Below are 21,798 nucleotides of genomic sequence, written 5' to 3' on the forward strand. Positions count from 1 at the left end.
TTTTTTTATCTTTTCACTTTTTTTCTCGCACGGACGGGTGGCAAAATCTTTTTCTGTTCCACTTTTGACTCCCGGATCCAAGTGCTTTCATCGTTATGATCGAATTGTTCGATAAATTTGATGACCTCTTTTGTGATAGGAGTCGGTGTCGACGCACCTGCTGTAACAGCCACTTTTTCGACACCTTCCAACCATTCTAATTCAATTTCTGTAACATCAGCAATTCGGTAAGCGGTGGTTCCTGCTTTTTCCATAGAGACTTGGGCAAGTCGGTTGGAGTTGTTACTCATCGGGTCACCGACAACCAGTGTCAAATCTGCTCCGCCAGCCTGCTCGGAAACAGCTTCCTGACGTACCTGGGTTGCCATGCAAATCTCCTGCTGCTTTTCTAGCTGCGGGTACTTTTCCTTCGCTTTTTCCATGACATCATAGACGTCCCACTGACTCATCGTCGTCTGGTTGGTTATCATCAATTTGTCATGATCAAGATTGAGTTCTTCCACATCTTCTTCCGTCTGGACGAGGTGGACTTTCCCTGGTGCTACTCCCATAGCGCCTTCCGGTTCTGGATGACCTTTTTTCCCTACGTAAATGACTTCAAATCCTTCAGCCACTTTTTTTCTAATCAAGTTGTGAGTATTGGTCACATCAGGGCAAGTAGCGTCTAAGACGGTGAGACCTTTTTCTTTAGCGCGTTCCTTTATGAGAGGGGAAACGCCGTGAGCTGTAAAAATGACCGTACCGTCATGAATGCCTTCTAACATGTCACTGCGATTTTTTCCATCTACAGTTATGATTCCTTCTTCCTTAAAGGCATCCGTTACATGTGAGTTGTGGACAATCATGCCTAATATATATATAGGACGTGGCAGATTCGGGTCTTTAGCTGCGTTTCGAGCAATGACCATTGCATCTACTACACCATAACAATAACCGCGAGGGGCGATTTTAATGACTTCCATTGATTAACGTCCTCCTCTATAAATCCAATCCAATAACTTTAAAGATACCATTATCATTATAAAGGGTAAAGGGAAAGATGACAAAGAAAGACGTTCTAAAACAAGGTTATCGTGCAATTTGCCTTCTGCTCTATTATAATGAGGAAGGAACATTTTACATTAAAGGAGAACGGTTATGAGTAAGCATACATTTGATCAATACGCCATTACTTCTACGGTCAGTCGAATTGTAGAGGGATTAGGCTTTAAGAAACCAACCCCTATTCAGAAGCAGGTGCTCCCTGCAGCTTTAAGAGGGGAGAGTCTCATCGGACAATCCCATACAGGATCAGGGAAGACACATGCCTATTTACTTCCACTATTCAATCAGATGGATGAAGAGGCAGACCATGTACAGTTTGTGATTACAGCGCCTACTAGAGAATTAGCTATCCAAATTCAGGATGAAGTGAAAAAAGCCATTCAGATGGCTGGAAAAGAGGAGGTTTGGCGTTCCAAGCTCCTTATAGGTGGTACGGATAAGCAGAAAATGGTCGGAAAACTGTCATCCCGGCCTCCTCATATCGTCGTAGGAACACCGGGACGAATTTTAGACATGGTCAAAGAGGAAGCGATTGACCTTTACCATGCCAAAGCATTTGTACTGGATGAAGCAGACCTGATGCTGGATTTAGGTTTCATTGAAGAGGTAGACCAAATTCTTGTAAGGATGGACCAGGATGTACAGATGCTCGTCTTTTCAGCGACCATTCCTGAACGGCTCCAACCATTTTTAAAGAAATATTTGACGAACCCTACCCACATTCAGATTGAAGATGACAAACCATCGCCGGAAACGATGGAGCATCGTCTTATCCCGCTAAGACATAAAGAACCAGCCGATGTCATTGTTGAAATATCAAAGGCGATCCAGCCTTATTTGGCCATCATTTTTACGAATGGCAAAAATCATGCCGATGAGCTTGCGGGTGAATTGATGAGCAGAGGCCTGGAAACAGGAATTCTTCACGGTGGGCTTTCACCGCGAGAAAGAAAAAGAATGCTCAAAGAGTTGCAAAGCTTGCGCTATCAGTATATTGTAGCCACAGACCTTGCATCACGAGGAATTGATATTCAAGGCGTCAGCCATGTTATCAACGCCCAGATGCCGAAGGAAGAAGAATTTTACATTCACAGAGTCGGACGAACAGCTCGAGCTGGAATGCAAGGAACAGCAATCAATTTGTATAAGGAATCCGACCTGCCTCTCATTCAGAAGCTCGAGAAAAAGGGGCTTACTTTTGAATTTTATGAAGTGAAAAATGGTGAATGGAAAGAAACAAATGCTTACAACGAGAGACAGAACCGGGAACGGCATGCTTCCGATCTAGAGAAAAAAGCGAAGCAGATGGTCCGGAAACCTAAAAAAGTTAAGCCTGGGTATAAGAAAAAAATGAAGCAGCAGACAGATAAAAATATGAGAAAGCTGAAACAGAGTCGTTTCAAGAAGAAATAAGAAAGGGTAGATCGTATGTTAAAGATTGGATCACACGTATCTATGAAAGGGAAAAAAATGTTGCTCGGCGCCAGTGAAGAAGCAATTTCCTATGGTGCAAGCACATTTATGATCTATACAGGAGCCCCGCAGAACACAAGACGCCGCCCCGTCGAAGAATTGAACATTGAAGTCGGGACGGAGCACATGAAAGCGAATGGCATCGACGACATCGTGGTCCATGCTCCTTATATCATCAACATTGGAAATACAACCAAGCCAGAAACGTTCCAGCTTGGGGTTGATTTTCTTAGAAATGAAATCGAACGTACAGAAGCTCTCGGTGCAAGGCAAATCGTTCTTCACCCAGGGTCTCATGTTGGCCAAGGGGTAGAAAAAGGGTTGCCAAAAATTATTGAAGGATTGAATGAGGTTCTTCATAAAGATCAAAAGGTTCAAATCGCTCTTGAGACGATGGCAGGAAAAGGTTCTGAAATCGGCAGGAGCTTTGATGAATTGGCAAAAATCATGGATGGCGTGACCTTCAATGAGAAATTATCTGTCTGTATGGATACGTGTCACATTCATGATGCGGGTTATAATGTCGTAGAGGACTTTGATGGGGTACTGGATGAATTCGATAAAATCGTTGGACTCGATCGTTTGAAGGTGGTCCATGTGAATGATAGTAAAAATATCAAAGGAGCAGCTAAGGACCGCCACGAAAATATCGGATTCGGTCATATCGGTTTCGATGCTCTTCATAAAGTCATCCATCACCCGACCCTAAAGGAGCTTCCGAAAATCCTTGAAACGCCATATGTAGGGGAAGATAAGAAAAATAAAAAGCCTCCGTATCGCTATGAAATTGATATGGTCAAAGAAGGCGTGTTTGATGAAGGTTTAAAAGAAAAAATCATGCAACAATAAAGAAGGAGCCCCGGGCTCCTTCTTTTTTTATCAGTTATTAAAGTATATGGCAGGATTGTGTAAGACTTGATTTCGAGACGTTTCGGGGTTCGTCGCTTGGGATGAGCGTCAGGGGTGGCTGGGAAGCTACTCGTCTAGCTCCATCGCCCAGACACTCGCGTCATAAGCCGAATAGCAAAGGAATGAAAAGACACATTCCGTTGCTATTCGGCTTATGCCAGTCGTGTCTACCAGGGCGATTCCGCATTTGAACACTTTCCTGTGGGGGAGTGGTGAGCTTCCTCGGACTACGTCCTGTGGGATCTCACCTATCTCCTTTCTCCCACGGGAGTCTCGCAGCTTCCCTGCCACCCCTTTCGATGTAAAGGAGAAACGAACCCCTACACCGGAAGAGACTGTCTTCCACTATCCTGGTATTATACGCATAAAACGCTCTACAGCAAGCTTTACGCACTCAAAATAGCTCCCGGGGGAGGTAGTTTTCCTTCTGTTTGCACTGAATAAAGCTGCTTATTCTGGATGTGGTTTCGAGACACTTATATGGTAAAGGGGCGGAGGGAAACGGTGAGACTCCTATGGGACGTGTGGGACAGGTGAGACCCCGGAAGGAGTAGCCTGAGGAGGCTCACCGCCCGCCCCATGGAAAGCGAACGGTTTCCCGCAGCCCCTATCCACTCAACAAAAGTCTCGAAACTGAGTCTTCAAGAATAGGGAGCGTTTGTTGAATTAAGAATGTAGATTGGTTAGTATTTTTTATTTTAGCCAATGCTCTACTCCGTATTCTTTTGCCATTTTCATGAGCAATTTATATACAGACCTTGCCGTATCTTTAGATGTAATTTTCGCGAGCTTGCTGAGCATCCGCTTCCGTCCATCGGGGTCGAAGGGGTTATCCTTGTTTTTTTTCAAAGCTTTGACTATGGCAGCAGCTTCATCCTCTGATATCGGAATTTGATACTTCTGACTATAAAAAAGAAGTTCTTTTACGGTTAACTGTTTCAATTTCTGGGTAATTAACTGTTGTGCCACATTCTTCATAGGCTTATACTCCCTCTCTCCATATTTACTACACCATATGAATGTTGAGAAGGATTTGTGTTTTTAAAAAATTACGTCTATAAGTATTTCAATTGAATTACATATATCAATCGTTTAGTATAAGCCAATGGATTCAGAGTGGGACTGGTCAAAAGTACCAATGTGCAGAAAGTGAAGGAGTGAAACAATGATGAAGGATCAAAAACCTCTTTGGACAACGGGTATTGCATTGTTGCTCGTTGTGGCGACATTCTTTACTGTAAACCAATGGAACCAGAAGCAGGAAAAGGCCCTGGCTGATCAAAAGCAGGAATTGAAAAATAAAAACGAGAAGCTATCCACGGAAATAGAGCGGTTACAGTCCACGAATGAGTATTTGAAGGAACAGCCTTCAGTAGAAGAAAAAGAAAATGGGTATCATACGTGGCCGGAAATTGAAAAAAAGGCTGACCGCCTTGTAAAAGAAAGTGATGGTAATTTTAAAAAATCCTGGGCCATGTACCTGGTTAAGGAAGCAGAGCGCTATAAAATCAACCCATTTCTTGTTTATGAGCTGCTCAAAGTGGAAACAGGAGGAACCTTTAATCCTGAGCTTGTAGGACCTGAAACGAAATATGGACATGCTTATGGGATGTCACAATTTATGAAAAACACGGCTCCGTGGATTGCTGATATGGCTGGATTACCTTATGAAGAAGAGTTGCTTTTCGACCCTTATTATTCCATGCAATTATCTTTAGTTTATTTAGATTTTTTACAAAAAAAATACGATAATTGGGACGAAGCACTCACAGCTTATCACAGAGGTATGGGCGGTATGAAGGAATATAAAGAAGAAAATGGCCACGCAAAAAGCTGGTATGCAAAAGAAATTCAAGAGAAAGCAGAAAATCATACGGCAGTAGTATTAGCGAATTAATTGGAAACGTCTGACGATGTCAGGCGTTTTTTTTACCATCAAATCCCTCATGTAATTTCTTGGACTCTCCATATAATAATCATGATTCTTTAAACAGAAAGTGAGGGTATTCTAATGCATGATCCGAAAGATACTGTTGAGAATCATAAAACACAAAAAGCCCCTGAGCACGGAGATGAAATAGAGCAAGTGCATGTGGATGACCATGAGGAGCCGTCGACAGAACAAGTGTTGAACGAAGCCTTTGAGGAAATCCAAGACCATGATTTACGACAAGAACCTGGCAACAGCGAAGCCAGAGCTTCTGACTTTGATGACGTTGTCACTGTTGATGATCACGGTCGTGAATCAGATCAGCCTGTTTATGGTGATAGTTATGAGGAAGAATTCGCTCAGGAAGCGGCCGTAGGGCCAATCGATGAGCCGATGAATAACGAGGAAAAGGAAACAACCATGGAAGAAGAGGAAGATGTAAAAGTGGGGATGGGCTGGTTGGGATTATCCGCCGCAATCCTTTCTTTCTTTTTTGCTCCGTTAATTCTCGGTGCGGCCGGGATTGTTCTCGGGATCATTGGTAAGCGACGGGGAGCCGATACACTAGGAAATATGGCGATTATTGTCAGTATCGTTTCCATCGCATTTTCATTATTTTTCGCTCCGATGTATAACTTGATATAAATAAAAAGGTGACCCCAATCAGGGTCACCTTTTTTTAGGATTGTTCTTGTTCTTGTTTTAGTTTCTCTTTTTCTTTACGTTCTTTTTCGTAATGTTCCTCAGCCAACTTGTCGACTTCTTTCTTCAGTTCATCGACCATGATGTCTTCAGGTACTTTACGGATGATCTCTCCGTGGCGGAAGAGTAGACCTTCCCCGCGGGCACCGGCAATTCCGATGTCTGCTTCTCGCGCTTCACCAGGACCATTAACAGCACAGCCGAGAACAGCTACTTTAATTGGTGCTTTAATGGTTTGGATATATTCTTCAACCTCATTGGCAATGGAGATCAAGTCGATTTCAATCCGTCCACATGTTGGACAGGAAATTAACGTCGCAGCGTTCGATGCAAGGCCGAATGATTTAAGAAGTTCTTTCGCTACCTTTACTTCCTCGACAGGGTCAGCACTCAAGCTGATCCTTACGGTACTTCCAATTCCTTTACTCAAGATAGCTCCAAGCCCTGCAGCACTTTTTACTGTACCGGCGAAAAGAGTGCCTGATTCAGTGATTCCCAAGTGAATCGGATAGTTGAAAGCTGCAGCAGCTTTTTCATACGCTTCAATAGCCAATTTCACGTCAGAAGCTTTAAGGGACACAATAATGTCATGAAAATCAAGGTCCTCGAGAATCTTGATGTGATGCAAAGCACTCTCGACCATTCCGTCTGCGGTCGGGTAACCGTATTTTTCAAGGATATGACGCTCAAGGGAACCTGCGTTGACTCCGATTCGGATTGGAATGCCTTTTGCTTTGGCCGCTTTCACGACTTCTTCGACTTTTTCGCGTTTGCCGATGTTCCCGGGGTTAATACGAATCTTATCGGCTCCACCCTCAATGGCTTTCAGAGCTTTTTTATAATCGAAGTGAATGTCAACAACCAACGGGATGTTGATACGTTTTTTAATTTCAGGAATGGCGTCAGCTGCTCGATCATCTGGGCAAGCGACACGGACGATTTGACATCCGGCTTCCTCTAGTCGCTTGATTTCAGCGACTGTTGCTTCTACATCGTGTGTTTTGGTGGTCGTCATGGATTGGATCACAACCTCATCCGATCCACCTATCGTAACGTCTCCGACTCTTACGGGACGAGTATCTTTTCTGTGCGTAATTGCCATTAATATCGCTCCTTTGTATATTCACAAAAAGGTATGCAAGATGAATTCCAATCTTCATTATAAGGGCTATTTTTATAAATGAGAAGTCAGGAACCTTAAATATGCACATTTGTGAGTTAAATTTGTGTAAACTCATAAATGTTGTCATCATTATATCATGGGGTTAATGGAGAAAAAATAATGGGAACTTTGAAACAAAAGAACATCTACGAACGTACATATAGTAATTAAGGAGAGGATGTGAACCATCATGTTTACTTATGATTGGATCGCTTTATTTATTACTTTTCTGGGTACCATGTTTTTAATTGGGGAATTACTCGTTAATATGCGTGGAGTGTTCGCTATTATCGGTTTTGGCTTCATTACGGTCTATTTTTCAGGTTATCTTGAGACAGAAATGTTTATTGTCATGATGCTTGTGTATTTTCTGGGAATCATCCTTATGATTATTGATGGTAAACTCCTGAATGATGGGACACTGGCGGTAATCGGTGCTGTTACGATGGTTATTGCCGTCGGCTTCAGTGCGCCTAATTGGGTAGCAGGTTTGTACAGTGTGATAGGGGTCATTTTAGGAGGAGCGGCTTCTCTACTGTTCCTGAAAGTTTTTAAACACAGAAAGATGTGGTCGAAAATGGCTCTCAATGACCAACTGTCCTCAGAGATGGGGTACAATTCAATGAATGAAAAGTACCAGTACTTACTGGATCAACAAGGAAAAGCTCTCACAGATATGAGGCCTGTAGGTACGATAAAAATTGATGATGAAGAATACAGTGCTGTTTCAAATGGCCAGTGGATTACCGGCGGTGATGAAATTAAGGTCGTAAAAGTGGATGGGACAAAAATCCTGGTCAAGAAGTTGTGAAATTACCAAACCTTAAAAGATCATTAACAATCCCTTAACACTCTGTCGTCATACTTTGTTTGTGCAATCATTCAAAGAGATGGAGTGTTTATTTTATGAATAAAAAGATGCGACTCAAACCGATGGCTTTAAACGTGCGATGGCCTCAATTCAACTTGCAAATAAGGCTGACAGTCATCGTTTGTGCGCTTGTACTTATTTCAGTTTCCATGATTGGTTTCTTCTCGTACACGAAGGCTAAGGAAAATCAAATGAATTTAGTCCATGATCGCCTGGAACGTGAGTTGTTGATGGCTCAGGATGTAGCAGAACAATTGATGTACGCCTTCGTTGGAGACCAGGAAGAATTCACAAAACGCATGGAAGGATACTCAAATGCTCAACAGGCGCAAATCCAACAAGATGGTTTATCCTCTGAAGCTTATCTCATTAATAACGAGGGAATCTATTCGTACCCTACAATGGATGAAGCTCCTCTTCCTGAACCTCTTGCGAAGAAACTTCTGAACAAAGAGAATGGTACAGAAACCGTGCAGTTGGATGGGGAAAGTTTTGTGTTATCTTATGCACCTGTCCAAGAATTACAAGGAATTTATGTTCTTGGAGTCCCAGAGATTGATTTTATGAGTGGAGTGCGCCAAATGGCCATGTACACATTGATATTAGGTCTCATTACCGTAATAGCGATTGGTATAATTGTTTATTTGGTTGTAGGGAAAAGCGTTCATCCAGTGAAACAGATGCAACGTGTTATGAAGCAAGCGAGAAATGGGGTTCTTAGTGAAGCAAGCTCCATTAATACGAGCCTCCCTGAGATCCAGTCGTTAAGGAAAAGTTTTGAAGAGCTTATACATAAAATTGCAGATATTCTCTCTTCGCTTCAAGGGGCTGTTAATCAACTTGAAAAAGGTGGTGAACAGATGGATGATTCTTCTCAGGATCTAAAACTTGTCCACCGCGATCTTCGGAAAAGTGTAAATCAAGTCCAAGGTGAAAGTGAGCAAACTTCAGAATATATGGATAGCCAAAAAGAAGTTTTTGACGAATTGAATATGGTATTCAGTCAGTTGCAAAAAACATTGGAAAACCTATTTGGCGAACAGGAACGAATGAATGGCGCTGTTCACTCTGGGAATGGAGGAGTGGAGCAGGTCGAACAATCTTTCCATAGTTTTAGAAAAGGAATTCAAGGAATGACTTCAAGAATCGAAACTTTTCAAAACTACATGTTAAATATTCAGGATTCTGGCACCAAAATTCAAGAGATTGCAGAGCAGACGAGAATGCTTGCATTGAACGCTTCTATTGAAGCCGCTCGTGCTGGTGAGCACGGAAAAGGATTCGCTGTTGTCGCCCAGGAAGTTCGACGACTGGCTGACCGATCTAGAATAGCAGCTGTTGATGTCGACCAGCGCATGAAGGATGTCATGTCTCTCGGTGGTGACCTTTCCACACAATTTGACCAAATGGAACGTGAAATTCAGGAAAGGCAGCATGAAATGGATATTTCAAAAAATGCCTTCAGGAATTTATCGGAAGGTATGTACACGTTTAACTTACAATTAGAGTCCACTAAACACCAGTTGAATGAAGGCAAAGAGGTCATGCCTCGTATGGAGGATGTTATTGAAGGAATGAACAAAGTTACCTCAAATCAGGCTCGTTCTACAGAAAAATTAGCCGAAACATCCGTACGTCAACAATTCACTATGGAAACTTTCGATGCATTTACTAATGATCTGATTGGACTTACACAGGAGTTATCCAGTATTATTGCTTCCAATCAATTTGAAAATGAAGAAGCAGTAAAGGAAAATTTGAATCTTGCTGGCAATGATGAGCATAAAGATGATTCTACAGTTGAAGAGAAAGCTTCATGAAAGGTCCCAATCACGGGGTTTTTTTTATTTGAAAATTCAAATAACACACAACAGTTGCTTCAGTATTATGCGAATGTAAATTTAATGTTAAGATTCATGAATTGCCTTTACAAAAGCTTTTTCCATGGTTAATATGAGTGAGGTTGTTTTAATAAAGAGAAAAATGAAGAAACTTGGATGAAGAAAGGGTGGAGAACATGGAAATCGATGTGCAACAGATGATATTTGAATTCATCGGTGGACTCGGTATCTTTCTATTCGGCTTAAAATATATGGCGGATGGACTACAACGTACAGCGGGAGATCGTTTGAGGGAACTATTAGACCGTTTCACGAGCAATCCATTTATGGGTGTGATCGCGGGTACCGTCGTTACGGTTCTTGTACAGAGTAGTAGTACGACTACCGTATTGACTGTAGGTCTTGTCAATGCAGGATTCATGACATTCAGACAAGCGATTGGTGTTATTATGGGTGCCAACATTGGTACAACAATGACTGCATTTATTATAGGTATAGATATTAAAGCTTATGGATTACCAATCCTTGCTGTTGGTGCTTTCTTGCTATTCTTTTTCAAAAGTAAAAAAGTCGCGAACTTTGGTCAGACCATCTTCGGTCTAGGTGCTTTGTTCTTTGGACTTGAAGTAATGAGTGGAGGAGTAAAGCCACTTCGATCATTACAAGCTTTCCAGGATTTGACGGTAAGCATGAGTGATAACCCGATTCTGGGTGTTATTGTAGGTACCTTATTCACAGTTATTGTACAAAGCTCCAGTGCCACAATTGGAATTTTGCAGACGTTACTGGGAGAAGGGCTTGTCGATTTACAAGCAGCTATTCCTGTATTGTTTGGTGATAATATCGGAACAACGATTACAGCTGTTCTTGCATCCATCGGTGCGAGTGTCGGGGCGAAGCGAGCTGCTTTTGCTCACGTCATATTCAACGTGTTAGGTGCTACCGTATTTTTAATTTTCTTAGTTCCATTTGAAAGATATGTGAACTGGTTACAAACGAGTATGGATTTAGAGCCTGAAATGACCATTGCCTTTGCCCACGGATCCTTTAACATTGCTAATGCGGTTGTCCAATTCCCGTTTATTGCAGTCCTCGCATGGATTGTCATTAAACTGGTACCAGGAAAGGATTCAGAAATTGATCATAAACCACAGCATTTGGATCCGATCTTTATTGAACAATCTCCATCCCTTGCTTTAGACCAAGCAAAAGAAGAAGTTGTTCGTATGGGTGAATATGCTTATAAAGGTCTTGAAGAGACAAGCCTTTATTTAAACAATAAACAGCAAAAGCACTCTGAACTTGCTATGCAAATTGAAGATGCTTTGAACAACCTTGATCGCAAAATAACAGATTATCTAGTGGATCTTTCTCAAGCTTCACTTTCAGATGAGGAAAGTCACAAGCATTCGGCACTAATGGATTCTGTCAGAGATTTAGAACGTATTGGTGACCACTTTGAGAATATCATTGAGCTGATCGATTATAAGAACTCAAATAAAGTGAACCTGACTCCTCAGGCCATTGAGGATTTGAATACAATGTTTGACCTTACGTTAATGACCGTCAAACAGGCGACAAGATCTCTTGAAACGATGAGTCGCGAAGAAGCACTGGCCGTCGTTCAAAAAGAGAATGAATTGGATCGTATGGAACGTAGTTATCGTAAGAAGCACATCATCCGTTTGAACGAGGGTGTATGTACAGGACAAGCAGGAATTGTATTTGTCGACATGATCAGCAACTTAGAACGTATCGGTGACCATGCCGTGAACATTGCTGAAGAAGTTTTAGGAGAAAAAGAAAGTCTATAAAGAAAAAGGCGGCTGACTCAGCCGCCTTTTTTGTGGTTATGGGATGTTTGACACAACAAGTGTTATGAAAGAAGTTGGCAGGATTGTGTAAGACTCAGTTTCAAGATGTTTGTTGGGATTTAGGGGCTACGGGAAAAGGTTCGCTTTCCATGGGGGCGGGCGCTGAGCCTCCTCGAGCTTGCTCTGTGGAGTCTCAGCTGTCCCGCACACCCCTTAGGAGTCTCTTCGTTTCCCTCCGCCCCTTTACCTTAATAGTTTCTCGAAACTAAATCTTTAAGAAAAAAGAACTTATATGAAAGTATATTCAAGATATTTTTTGTTAAAAAACCCTTGAAAGGAGCAGAAGGGCGTGATATATTATTTTTGTCGCTGATTTGAGAGAGAAAAAACAGTTGACGTTCTGAAATAGAAATGTTATATTATTAAAGTCGCTCACAAGCGATATTAATTGGCGGTGTAGCTCAGCTGGCTAGAGCGTACGGTTCATACCCGTGAGGTCGTGGGTTCGATTCCCTCCACCGCCACCAAACATACATAATTAAAAAAACGTGGCGGTTGTGGCGAAGTGGTTAACGCACCGGATTGTGGTTCCGGCATTCGTGGGTTCGATTCCCATCAACCGCCCCATGTGGACCCTTAGCTCAGCTGGTTAGAGCTATCGGCTCATAACCGATCGGTCGCAGGTTCGAGTCCTGCAGGGTCCACCACAACATGTTTCGGAGGAGTACCCAAGTTTGGCTGAAGGGAGCGGTCTTGAAAACCGCCAGGGGCTTTACGGCCCGCGGGGGTTCGAATCCCTCCTCCTCCGCCATGATACTTAATTAACGAAATTATGGACGATATGGTCAATAATATAAAAACAAATATAAACATGGCTCGGTAGCTCAGTCGGTAGAGCAACGGACTGAAAATCCGTGTGTCGGCGGTTCGATTCCGTCCCGAGCCACTCTTTTTAAACAATCAAGTGATGCTTGGTTGTTTTTTTATGTTTCAAAATTTGCTTTCAGGGAATTCTTAATATCGTGATGCAAAACATTTGCTAATCATTTTTCCGTTTGATAATGTAAAATATGAAGCGGAATGCTTCTGTTTTACATATTATTTTAAAGGAGGAGTTACATTATGGCTAAATTTGAACTACCAGAACTACCTTATGCTTATGATGCATTAGAACCCACTATTGATAAGGAAACAATGAACATCCACCATACGAAGCACCACAACGGATATGTAACAAAGCTTAACAATGCACTTGAAGGACATGCAGATCTACAAGATAAGTCCTTGGAAGAGCTTCTTTCCAATAATCTTTCTGTTGTACCTGAGGATATCCGCACAGCGGTTCGCCGTAACGGTGGCGGCCACGCAAACCACAGCCTTTTCTGGACAATTATGTCTCCGAATGGTGGCGGTGAGCCAACAGGCGATCTTTCTACGAAAATCAATGATACATTCGGTGGCTTCGACCAGTTCAAAGAAAAGTTTGAAGAAACGGCAAAAGGCCGCTTCGGATCTGGTTGGGCTTGGCTAGTAGTCAATAATGGTGACCTTGAAGTAATCGATACTCTTAACCAAGATTCTCCGATTATGGAAGGTAAAACTCCAATCTTAGGTCTTGATGTTTGGGAGCATGCGTATTACTTGAACTATCAAAACCGTCGCCCTGATTATGTTTCAGCATTCTGGAACGTTGTAAATTGGGATGAAGTAGCAAAGCGTTTCGACGCAGCTAAATAATTGAAAATTACTGAGAGGCATGGATATTAATCCATGCCTCTCTTTTTGTATATCTCCTTTTGTTCTGAAAACACTAAAGGTGAACACAAAGGAGACATGGATATGGTGAGTAAGCTGCGTGTGTGGCTCAGCCACGAAAATGTATCAAAAGATTTACTGCTGTTACTTCTCATTGGAGGCTTATACTCTCTCGGTATATTCTTATCCAGTACATTTGTGAACATATACTTATGGAAACAATCCAATAGCTACATTGACATAGCTCTCTATAATTTAGCCATTTATGTATTGCAACCAATAACTTTCATATTAGCGGGCAAGTGCGCGAAGAGAATAGATCGTGTCATCGTGTTGAGAACCGGCGTAACCGTTCTCTCTTTGTTTTTTTTAACTGTGTTACTTGTGGGTGAACGGGCAGCTACCTTTAATATTATGCTGGGGTCACTTTTGGGGGTAGGGTATGGCTTTTATTGGCTTGCTTACAATGTGTTGACCTTTGAGATTACTGAACCTGATACCCGCGATTTTTTCAATGGATTTCTTGGTGTGCTGCAATCTCTAGGTGGAATGACCGGTCCGATACTTGCGGGTTATATCATTTCCAGGTTGAACAATTTTACTGGATATACTGTGATTTTCACGATTTCCTTCGGTTTGTTCATAGTTGCTGTCCTTGTAAGTTTTGGTTTATCGAGAAGAAAGGCTAAAGGTAATTTTTCGTTCCGTAGGATTGTATCAGAGAGAAGGAATAACTCAAATTGGCGACGAATATTGAATGCTCATGTTTCGCAAGGCTTTAGAGAAGGGACCTTCTTATTTGCGGTCTCCATCTGGATTTTTTTATTGACTGAAAATGAGTTGTCTTTAGGTGTATTCAATTTGGTTTATTCTGGTTTTTCTTTTCTATTCTACTTTCTAGTCAGTCGTTGGGTTAAGCCCAGGCGGAGGAAGAAGGCGATCCTTATATCAGGATTGGCTTTATATTTGAGTGTTTTGATTTTACTTTTCAGTGATACGATGGCTCTGTTGCTCATCTATGCAGGGGTTGCAGGGGTGTTTTTCCCAATGCTTTATGTGCCATATATTTCGTTGACGTACGACGTCATAGGAAAATCGTGGAATGCAGCTGAAATGCGAATTGAATACATTGTAGTCAGGGAGATTTTTCTTAATCTAGGAAGAGTGTTATCCATTGTAATTTTCCTTATTGCCATAACGCTCATCCCGCCGGAAACTGGAATTCCTTATATTTTGTTGATTGTTGGAGGCGGTCATTTCTTTATCTATTTCTTTGTGAAGGGTATTGACACGCAGTGCACAGAATCGTCACATAATTGAACACAATAACCCATGAGCTTCATCTATTCTATGATGCATAATAAATGCTATAATGAATGAAGCATGTAAAGAAGGAGAGGAGTTCATGGGAAAGAAGCAAAAAAACAAATCGAAGTACAAGTCACACCTTTCTTTCCGATTGAACGTGGTGTTTTTTGTTGTATTCCTAATATTTGCTGGAATCATACTTCAACTAGGGGTCGTTCAAATTCTAAACGGGGAAGAGGCCCAGGAAGAAATTGACCGTACAGAAAACACAACGACCAGCATACCAGTACCTAGGGGAGAAATGTACGATCGATATGGCCGTGTAGTGGTTGATAACCAGCCGTTATATTCGATTACCTACACACCTCCAAAAGGTGTTCAACCTAATGACAAGCTGCAATTAGCTGAAGAAATATCTAAGTATATAGATATGGAATTTGAAGGGAAGTTAACGGATAGAGACCTTAAGGAGTACTTCTTTCTTCTAAACCAGGAAGAGGTTGCTGCGCGTATTGAAAATGAGGATACATCAGAATTGGATAATGGTGAAGTCTACCAACTTCAACTAGATAGCATTAAAAAAGACGAAATTGCTGGCTATGACAACCAAACGAAGGAAATCATAGCCATTAAGAAGGAATTAGACAAAGCCTATGCTCTTGCACCTCACGTTTTGAAAAATACAGATATCTCTGAAAGGGAATATTCGGTTGTTGCTGAACACTTAGCTGAGTTACCCGGGATTAACGTGACATCGGATTGGGAGCGTACATATCCGTATGATTCTGTCTTCCGCAGTTATATCGGAAGCATTACTTCGAAAGAACAAGGTGTTCCGAGAGATCAACTGGATTATTTCATGTCGTTGGATTACAGCCGTAATGATCGTGTGGGAACAAGCGGGCTAGAACAACAGTATGAGGATGTTTTAAGAGGCACGAAAGAAAAGGTCCAATACGAAACAGACAAGAACAATAATGTGATTAATTCCAAGGTAATTCGTGAGGGGGAGAAAGGTAAAGATCTCGTCCTGACGATAGACATGGAGTTGCAAGAACGAGTCAACAAGATTGTTCAGGAAGAACTGGAAGCAGCCATTCGCAAAGCCCCTGGTCCAAACAGACACCTGGAGAATGCTGTGGCAGTCGTTTCTAACCCAAACACAGGTGAAATTTTGGCGATTACAGGTCAAACCTACAACAGAAATCCTGAAGATGGGGAATCTCGATTCTCTGATACTTCCCATCAGGCTCTTTATAATTCCTATATGCCTGGTTCGATTGTAAAAGGAGCTACCGTGTTAACAGGATTACATGAAGGCGCTGTGACACCTAATACATGGATCAATGACAAACCAGTCACCATAGGGCCAACTAAAAAAAGTTCTTACACATCTAATATAGGTACCGTCAATGATATTGCAGCACTTCAGCAGTCTTCGAACGTATATATGTACTTCCTCGCTATGTACTTAGGAGGGAATTATAGCAACAACTATGATATGAATTCACTATCATTAGAACAAGGCACGTTTGGCAACTTTATTTATAATTTTAACCAGCTCGGACTTGGTGTGAAAACGGGTATTGATTTTCCGTATGAAGGTTTAGGGGTTACAGGCGAACCTCGGAACCCAGGACACATCCTGGACTTCTCCATCGGCCAATTCAGCACCTATACACCGATGCAGTTGAACCAATATGTATCCACCATTGCAAACGGTGGTGACCGAATGAGGCCAAGATTGGTGAAAAGTGTTCATGAGCCATCGCTGAAAGATGGGCTGGGTCCATTGTACAAAGATTATAGTCCACAAGTATTGAACCAGCTAGAGATGGACCAATCTTATATTGAAAGAGTACAAGAAGGGTTCAGGCAAGTTGCTCAAACAAATCAGGGGACAGCAAGTCATGTGTTCTCTAAAGAACCTTATGCGAAATACAACATGGCTGTAAAGACAGGAACGGCACAATCATTCAAAGCCGTGTTTGATGAAAATGGTGAAAGAACAACCTACAGCGAACTATTAAATAAAACCTTGGTTGGATATGCACCTTCGAATGACCCGGAAATTGCTTTTTCCATCGTTTCCCCTTATTTAGGAGAAAACGCAACAAGTACTTTTGATATCAGCAACAAAATTGGTGCGCGGATTGGACAAGCGTATTTTGAACTGAAAGAGGAACGGCAGAAGAACGGAATAACTACGAATAATTCAGAGGAAGAAGCAGAAACTGAGGAGTGATACGACATGTATCACTCCTTTTTTATATATTAACGGATGAAAAATTGAGATATATCCAAACATAAAGGTGTTTATTCAACAAAAAACGCCAATTTACAAAACCTTTACGTTTGGTTCATATGTCATTAAAACTCTCTCGTTAATATATAAAATGTGAGATGGCCAAGCCGTCGAACACAAAACATAACCACAAATATAGGGGGAGAAAGAAATGAAAAACTTTAAAAGTTTTGCACTAATGCTAATGTTCATCCTAGTGCTGGGTGTACTTGCTGCATGCGGAGGATCCGAAGAGGAACCAGCAGCTGAAGAAGGTAACAATTCAGAAGAAGGCACCAATGCTGAAGGTTCTGAAGAAGTATCCGGACCAATCGCTATTGATGGATCTTCTACTGTTTTTCCGATCATGGAAAACTTGACTTACACTTACAATCAGGAAAATCCTGATGTGAACGTAACAGTGAACTCTTCCGGATCCGGCGGTGGATTCAAAAAATCCACAGTAGGTGAAATTGATCTGAGTAACGCTTCTCGTCCTATTAAAGAAGAAGAAATGGCAACTGCTGAAGAAAACGGCATTCAATTAGAAGAACTAGAACTAGCTTATGATGGTCTTTCTGTTGTAGTTAGTCAACAAAATGATTTCGTTGAAGAATTGACAATTGAACAGTTGAAACAAATCTTCCTTGAATCTTCAGACGCTACAATGTGGTCTGATATCAATCCAGAATGGCCAGAAGAAGAAATCAAAATCTTCAGCCCTGGACATGATTCCGGTACATTCGATTACTTCAATGAAGTAATTCTTGAAGAAGAGCCAATGAAAGAAGGATCTAACACAACACTTTCTGAAGATGACAACGTCCTTGTTCGCGGTATTGAAAATGATCCAAACGCTATTGGTTTCTTCGGATATGCTTACTATGCTGAAAACGAAGATGTATTGAAAGTTCTTGGAATTTCTGAAGGCGGCAACGAAGCTGTAAAACCAAACCCTGAAACAATTCAAGATGGTTCTTACACACCACTTTCCCGCCCACTATTCACTTATGTAAACGTGAATGCTTATAAAGAAAAAGCACAAGTTCGTGATTTCGTAGAGTACACATTGAACAATGCTGGAAAAGCTGCTGAAGAAGTAGGGTATGTAGCACTTCCTGAAGACAAGTATCAAGAGCAACTTGAAACAGCAAAAAGCTGGGCAGAGTAATTGATTTGAAAACCTAACAAGGAAGGTGAGACTTAATTTGGAGTCTCACCTTGCCTTATGGATGAGAGGAGTTTTTAACATGGACAAGGGGTTACAATCAGAGGGGAAAATGATTGACGTCCAACAAATGATTGAAAGAAATAAGAATAAAAAAAGTTTTGGGGAAAGAATAGAGAGAATCATTCCTTTTTTCTTACTTCTTTGTGCTGCAGTTAGTGTTTTAACAACTGTGGGGATATTGTTTACTTTGTTGAGAGAGTCTATTGGCTTCTTTTCCAATGTGTCTTTAGTTGATTTTTATACAGGAACAAGCTGGTCACCGTGGTCAGGTGAGTATGGAGTTGCGCCGTTGATTGGAGGTACATTACTCATCACATTGATCGCTACGCTTGTAGCTGTACCATTAGGACTTATGTCTGCCATATTTTTGAGTGAATATGCAAATGATAAAGTGAGACGTGTTATCAAACCTGTGCTTGAAGTATTAGCAGGTATCCCGACGGTCGTTTATGGTTATTTTGCTTTGACATTCATTACACCAATGTTCCAATCCTTCATTCCTGATTTAGGAATTTTTAACGCCCTTAGTGGTGGGTTTGTAGTCGGTATTATGATTATTCCCATGGTCGCATCTCTTTCAGAAGATGCTATGAACTCTGTTCCTAATGCTTTAAGGGAAGGAGCTTATGGGTTAGGTGCAACAAAATTAGAAGTTGTATTTAAGGTGGTTCTACCAGCTGCTCTATCCGGAATTATCGCATCCATCGTTCTTGCTATTTCAAGAGCCATTGGAGAAACAATGATTGTAACGATCGCGGCAGGAGCTACACCTAATCTGACATTCAATCCGACAGAATCGATCCAAACCATGACTGCTTTTATTGTACAGGCAGCCACAGGTGATACCACATTCGGGTCTACCATTTATTACAGTTTGTATGCAGTAGGGATGACGTTGTTTGTCTTCACACTCGCCATGAACCTTATTGCTCAGTACATTTCTCGTAAGTTCAGGGAGGAATATTGATGCTTGGTCAAAATGAACAAAATATCAGGAAACGTATGGAAGGGAGAGTAGCCTTCAACAAAGTCCTTATGGTCTTGTTTGGTATGGCTACCGCAGTAGGATTAGTCTTTCTAGTTTTACTTTTTTATCGTGTATTGACTCAAGGAATTGGTTATTTAAGTCTTGACTATATTTTGAACTTCCCAGCACCATATCCAGAAGAAGCGGGTATTTACGCTGGTTTGATCGGTTCAGTTTTCTTGATGATTATCGTTGCTATTTTTGCTGTCATTATCGGTGTTGCGACAGCGATCTATTTGGAAGAGTACGCACCTAAAAATAAGTTCACGGACTTTATCAGAGTAAACATTCAAAATTTAGCTGGTGTACCTTCCATTGTATTCGGACTATTAGGATTAACTTTCTTCGTTTATATGTTTAATTTTGGTTATACGCTTATTGCTGGTGGATTAACGATGGCCTTATTGATTCTTCCCGTCATCGTAGTAGCTGCTCAAGAAGCTGTCCGTTCGGTTCCAGCTGAAATCAAGGAAGCATCCTACGGAATGGGAGCTTCTAAATGGCAAACCATTGCCCGCGTCATTTTGCCAGCTGCTATTCCAGGAATTCTTACCGGTGCAATTATCGCTTTGTCACGTGCAATTGGTGAGACTGCGCCTTTGATTATCGTTGGCGCAGCCACTGCGATCTACACATTACCAGAGTCATTACTGGCTAAATACACCGTCATGCCTATTCAGATTTACAACTGGACAGGTAGACCACAAGAAGAATGGCAGTACGTGGCAGGAGCAGGAATTATTGTTCTCTTAGCTGTGTTACTACTCATGAACTCAATTGCTGTTTTAATCAGAAACAAATATCAACGTCGTCTTTAATTAGGATGAGGAGGGTTTCAATATGAATAAAGTAATGGAAGAGAAAACAAATAAAAAGGTAAACCAGGGAACAGCGAAGCCAGAGGTTAAAAAAGAGGGAAAAATGAAAGAGAAAACCAATAGCATCATTGAAGTGAATGACTTGAACTTATGGTATGGTTCAGATCAAGCTTTATATGAAGTAAGCATGGAAGTACCAGAAAAACAAGTGACAGCGATTATCGGACCTTCAGGTTGCGGGAAATCGACGTTCTTGAAAACATTAAACCGCATGGTTGAAATGGTCCCGATTGTAAAGACTTCCGGATCCATTAAATATCGTGACCAGGAAATCTTCAGCAGTAAATATAAAGAAGAATACCTTCGCACGAAGGTAGGGATGGTTTTCCAAAAACCTAATCCGTTCCCTAAGAGTGTTTATGATAACGTAGCCTACGGACCAAGAATCCATGGGATCAAAAAGAAAGAAGTATTAGATCAAATCGTTGAGAAAAGTTTAAGAGGTGCGGCGATTTGGGATGAGCTGAAAGACCGTTTGAATGAAAATGCCTATGGTCTATCTGGTGGTCAGCAGCAGCGTGTCTGTATCGCGCGTGCATTAGCGGTTGAACCGGACGTCATCTTAATGGACGAGCCGACTTCAGCATTAGACCCGATTTCAACAGCGAAAGTAGAAGAGCTTGTTCAGGAGCTGAAAGAAAAATACAGCATTATTATTGTTACACACAACATGCAGCAGGCCGCGCGTATTTCAGATAAAACAGCCTTTTTCTTAAATGGAGAATTAATCGAGTTCGCTGACACAGATAACTTGTTCCAAAACCCTCACGATAAGCGAACAGAGGACTATATTACTGGACGCTTCGGCTAATTTTTTAGGGGGGATATTCATGTCAATCCGTGTTCATTTTGAAGAAGAGCTCGAAGACTTAAAGAAACAGATTAAAGAGTTAGCTCATAATGCGAAAGATTCACTGGACCAAGCGATCCATGTCCTATATCAAAGGGATGTAGAGGCTGCGAAAAGAATCCTGGAAAATGACGCAGTTATTGATCGTAAGGAAGAAAAGATAAACGATGATGCTATTTTAATGCTTGCTAAGCAACAGCCGGTAGCGAGGGATTTGAGAAGAATCATCATTGCTATCAAAATTTCCAGCGATTTGGAACGTATGGCTGATCACTCCACAAATATTGCGAAGGCAACCATTCACTTAGGTGAGCATCATGGGATTGAAATAGATCCTGAATTGCGTGAAATGGCTGTCCTTGCTATGGATATGGTGGATTTGGCTATTAAATCTTTCGAGTATGAAGATATATCGTTAGCGAAGAAGCTTGCTGAAATGGATGACGTTGTAGACAAAAAGTACGGATCGATTGTAAAAGAGATGTTGGAATTGACAGCGATCAATCCAGAACAGATTCAGCACATCATGCAGATGGCTTATGTAGCCAGGTATATTGAGAGGTTCGCTGATCATATTACAAACATTGGCGAAAGTATCTTCTATCTGGTTAAGGGAAGAACGTACGATTTGAATAAATAATGGAAATAAAAGACATGAATCGATTGTTTCGATTCATGTCTTTTTAGTGTTGAGAAATCCTCGGCTTATCTATATAGAT

The 21,798-nt window shown here is 41.4% G+C and carries 18 protein-coding genes and 5 tRNA genes; 20 read left to right on the top strand and 3 right to left on the bottom strand.

Annotation, left to right across the window (positions count from 1 at the left end; translation table 11 throughout):
- Positions 1-5 precede the first annotated feature (5 nt).
- Complete coding sequence (locus GLV98_RS00480; RefSeq protein WP_160911016.1) at positions 6-962, bottom strand: 4-hydroxy-3-methylbut-2-enyl diphosphate reductase; 957 nt, start codon at positions 960-962, stop codon at positions 6-8.
- Positions 963-1,137: 175 nt separating this feature from the next.
- Between GLV98_RS00480 and GLV98_RS00485 the strand changes: the two genes are divergently transcribed.
- Positions 1,138-2,457, top strand: a complete 1,320-nt coding sequence (locus GLV98_RS00485; RefSeq protein WP_160911018.1) for a DEAD/DEAH box helicase — start codon at positions 1,138-1,140, stop codon at positions 2,455-2,457.
- A gap of 15 nt (positions 2,458-2,472) precedes the next feature.
- Complete coding sequence (locus tag GLV98_RS00490) at positions 2,473-3,366, top strand: deoxyribonuclease IV (protein ID WP_160911020.1); 894 nt, start codon at positions 2,473-2,475, stop codon at positions 3,364-3,366.
- Positions 3,367-4,119: 753 nt separating this feature from the next.
- Here GLV98_RS00490 and GLV98_RS00495 read toward each other — a convergent pair.
- Entirely contained in the window at positions 4,120-4,404 is a 285-nt protein-coding gene (locus GLV98_RS00495; RefSeq protein ID WP_160911022.1) for a DUF2624 domain-containing protein, read from the bottom strand.
- A gap of 190 nt (positions 4,405-4,594) precedes the next feature.
- On the opposite strand from GLV98_RS00495, the gene GLV98_RS00500 reads away from it, so the two are divergent.
- Positions 4,595-5,323 (top strand): transglycosylase SLT domain-containing protein, encoded by a 729-nt coding sequence (locus tag GLV98_RS00500; RefSeq protein WP_160911024.1) that lies wholly within the window; start codon positions 4,595-4,597, stop codon positions 5,321-5,323.
- Between the two features lie 114 nt (positions 5,324-5,437).
- On the top strand, positions 5,438-6,001 hold the full coding sequence (locus GLV98_RS00505; protein WP_160911026.1) for a DUF4190 domain-containing protein: 564 nt from the start codon (positions 5,438-5,440) through the stop codon (positions 5,999-6,001).
- 34 nt (positions 6,002-6,035) lie between these two features.
- Here GLV98_RS00505 and ispG read toward each other — a convergent pair whose 3' ends face one another.
- Complete coding sequence (gene ispG, locus GLV98_RS00510) at positions 6,036-7,160, bottom strand: flavodoxin-dependent (E)-4-hydroxy-3-methylbut-2-enyl-diphosphate synthase (protein WP_089654277.1); 1,125 nt, start codon at positions 7,158-7,160, stop codon at positions 6,036-6,038.
- 250 nt (positions 7,161-7,410) lie between these two features.
- Here ispG and GLV98_RS00515 point away from each other — a divergent pair, with 250 nt between their 5' ends.
- From GLV98_RS00515 to phoU, 16 genes are all read left to right on the top strand, one after another.
- On the top strand, positions 7,411-8,031 hold the full coding sequence (locus tag GLV98_RS00515; RefSeq protein WP_160911028.1) for an NfeD family protein: 621 nt from the start codon (positions 7,411-7,413) through the stop codon (positions 8,029-8,031).
- A gap of 95 nt (positions 8,032-8,126) precedes the next feature.
- Positions 8,127-9,911: a methyl-accepting chemotaxis protein gene (locus GLV98_RS00520; RefSeq protein WP_160911030.1), complete on the top strand. Its 1,785-nt coding sequence runs from the start codon at positions 8,127-8,129 to the stop codon at positions 9,909-9,911.
- A 197-nt stretch (positions 9,912-10,108) separates the two neighbouring features.
- A complete protein-coding gene (locus GLV98_RS00525; RefSeq protein WP_160911032.1) occupies positions 10,109-11,746 on the top strand; it encodes a Na/Pi cotransporter family protein in 1,638 nt (545 codons plus the stop codon).
- A gap of 450 nt (positions 11,747-12,196) precedes the next feature.
- A tRNA-Met gene (locus GLV98_RS00530) sits at positions 12,197-12,273 on the top strand.
- 24 nt (positions 12,274-12,297) lie between these two features.
- Positions 12,298-12,373: transfer RNA gene (locus GLV98_RS00535), tRNA-His, on the top strand.
- 3 nt (positions 12,374-12,376) lie between these two features.
- Positions 12,377-12,453: transfer RNA gene (locus GLV98_RS00540), tRNA-Ile, on the top strand.
- Positions 12,454-12,464: 11 nt separating this feature from the next.
- Positions 12,465-12,557 (top strand) — tRNA-Ser (locus GLV98_RS00545).
- 62 nt (positions 12,558-12,619) lie between these two features.
- Positions 12,620-12,692 (top strand) — tRNA-Phe (locus tag GLV98_RS00550).
- Positions 12,693-12,868: 176 nt separating this feature from the next.
- Positions 12,869-13,483: a superoxide dismutase gene (locus tag GLV98_RS00555; RefSeq protein ID WP_160911034.1), complete on the top strand. Its 615-nt coding sequence runs from the start codon at positions 12,869-12,871 to the stop codon at positions 13,481-13,483.
- A 102-nt stretch (positions 13,484-13,585) separates the two neighbouring features.
- Positions 13,586-14,821, top strand: a complete 1,236-nt coding sequence (locus GLV98_RS00560) for an MFS transporter (RefSeq protein ID WP_160911037.1) — start codon at positions 13,586-13,588, stop codon at positions 14,819-14,821.
- Between the two features lie 85 nt (positions 14,822-14,906).
- A complete protein-coding gene (locus tag GLV98_RS00565) occupies positions 14,907-17,054 on the top strand; it encodes a peptidoglycan D,D-transpeptidase FtsI family protein (RefSeq protein WP_160911039.1) in 2,148 nt (715 codons plus the stop codon).
- 211 nt (positions 17,055-17,265) lie between these two features.
- Entirely contained in the window at positions 17,266-18,264 is a 999-nt protein-coding gene (locus GLV98_RS00570; RefSeq protein WP_160911041.1) for a PstS family phosphate ABC transporter substrate-binding protein, read from the top strand.
- Between the two features lie 79 nt (positions 18,265-18,343).
- Positions 18,344-19,291 carry a phosphate ABC transporter permease subunit PstC gene (pstC, locus tag GLV98_RS00575; protein WP_160911043.1) on the top strand — a complete coding sequence of 316 codons (948 nt, stop codon included), beginning with the start codon at positions 18,344-18,346 and terminating at the stop codon, positions 19,289-19,291.
- Positions 19,291-20,169 (top strand): phosphate ABC transporter permease PstA, encoded by an 879-nt coding sequence (pstA, locus tag GLV98_RS00580; protein WP_160911045.1) that lies wholly within the window; start codon positions 19,291-19,293, stop codon positions 20,167-20,169. Before pstC ends, pstA begins: the two co-directional genes overlap by 1 nt.
- 103 nt (positions 20,170-20,272) lie before the next feature.
- Complete coding sequence (pstB, locus tag GLV98_RS00585; protein ID WP_237417035.1) at positions 20,273-21,040, top strand: phosphate ABC transporter ATP-binding protein PstB; 768 nt, start codon at positions 20,273-20,275, stop codon at positions 21,038-21,040.
- A gap of 19 nt (positions 21,041-21,059) precedes the next feature.
- Complete coding sequence (gene phoU / locus GLV98_RS00590) at positions 21,060-21,719, top strand: phosphate signaling complex protein PhoU (RefSeq protein WP_160911048.1); 660 nt, start codon at positions 21,060-21,062, stop codon at positions 21,717-21,719.
- Positions 21,720-21,798 lie beyond the last annotated feature (79 nt).

Source organism: Halobacillus litoralis (assembly GCF_009856415.1).
Lineage (GTDB): Bacteria > Bacillota > Bacilli > Bacillales > Halobacillaceae > Halobacillus > Halobacillus litoralis_C.

What these genes read in the sequence shown, in the direction of transcription:
- GLV98_RS00560 (WP_160911037.1), top strand. Translation starts at nt 13,586, where the DNA reads ATGGTGAGTAAGCTGCGTGTGTGGCTCAGCCACGAAAATGTATCAAAA.
- pstA (WP_160911045.1), top strand. Translation starts at nt 19,291, where the DNA reads ATGCTTGGTCAAAATGAACAAAATATCAGGAAACGTATGGAAGGGAGA.
- GLV98_RS00495 (WP_160911022.1), bottom strand. Translation starts at nt 4,404, where the DNA reads ATGAAGAATGTGGCACAACAGTTAATTACCCAGAAATTGAAACAGTTA.
- GLV98_RS00515 (WP_160911028.1), top strand. Translation starts at nt 7,411, where the DNA reads ATGTTTACTTATGATTGGATCGCTTTATTTATTACTTTTCTGGGTACC.
- phoU (WP_160911048.1), top strand. Translation starts at nt 21,060, where the DNA reads ATGTCAATCCGTGTTCATTTTGAAGAAGAGCTCGAAGACTTAAAGAAA.
- GLV98_RS00565 (WP_160911039.1), top strand. Translation starts at nt 14,907, where the DNA reads ATGGGAAAGAAGCAAAAAAACAAATCGAAGTACAAGTCACACCTTTCT.
- pstC (WP_160911043.1), top strand. Translation starts at nt 18,344, where the DNA reads ATGGACAAGGGGTTACAATCAGAGGGGAAAATGATTGACGTCCAACAA.
- pstB (WP_237417035.1), top strand. Translation starts at nt 20,273, where the DNA reads ATGAAAGAGAAAACCAATAGCATCATTGAAGTGAATGACTTGAACTTA.
- GLV98_RS00480 (WP_160911016.1), bottom strand. Translation starts at nt 962, where the DNA reads ATGGAAGTCATTAAAATCGCCCCTCGCGGTTATTGTTATGGTGTAGTA.
- ispG (WP_089654277.1), bottom strand. Translation starts at nt 7,160, where the DNA reads ATGGCAATTACGCACAGAAAAGATACTCGTCCCGTAAGAGTCGGAGAC.
- GLV98_RS00570 (WP_160911041.1), top strand. Translation starts at nt 17,266, where the DNA reads ATGAAAAACTTTAAAAGTTTTGCACTAATGCTAATGTTCATCCTAGTG.
- GLV98_RS00505 (WP_160911026.1), top strand. Translation starts at nt 5,438, where the DNA reads ATGCATGATCCGAAAGATACTGTTGAGAATCATAAAACACAAAAAGCC.
- GLV98_RS00490 (WP_160911020.1), top strand. Translation starts at nt 2,473, where the DNA reads ATGTTAAAGATTGGATCACACGTATCTATGAAAGGGAAAAAAATGTTG.
- GLV98_RS00555 (WP_160911034.1), top strand. Translation starts at nt 12,869, where the DNA reads ATGGCTAAATTTGAACTACCAGAACTACCTTATGCTTATGATGCATTA.
- GLV98_RS00525 (WP_160911032.1), top strand. Translation starts at nt 10,109, where the DNA reads ATGGAAATCGATGTGCAACAGATGATATTTGAATTCATCGGTGGACTC.
- GLV98_RS00520 (WP_160911030.1), top strand. Translation starts at nt 8,127, where the DNA reads ATGAATAAAAAGATGCGACTCAAACCGATGGCTTTAAACGTGCGATGG.
- GLV98_RS00485 (WP_160911018.1), top strand. Translation starts at nt 1,138, where the DNA reads ATGAGTAAGCATACATTTGATCAATACGCCATTACTTCTACGGTCAGT.
- GLV98_RS00500 (WP_160911024.1), top strand. Translation starts at nt 4,595, where the DNA reads ATGAAGGATCAAAAACCTCTTTGGACAACGGGTATTGCATTGTTGCTC.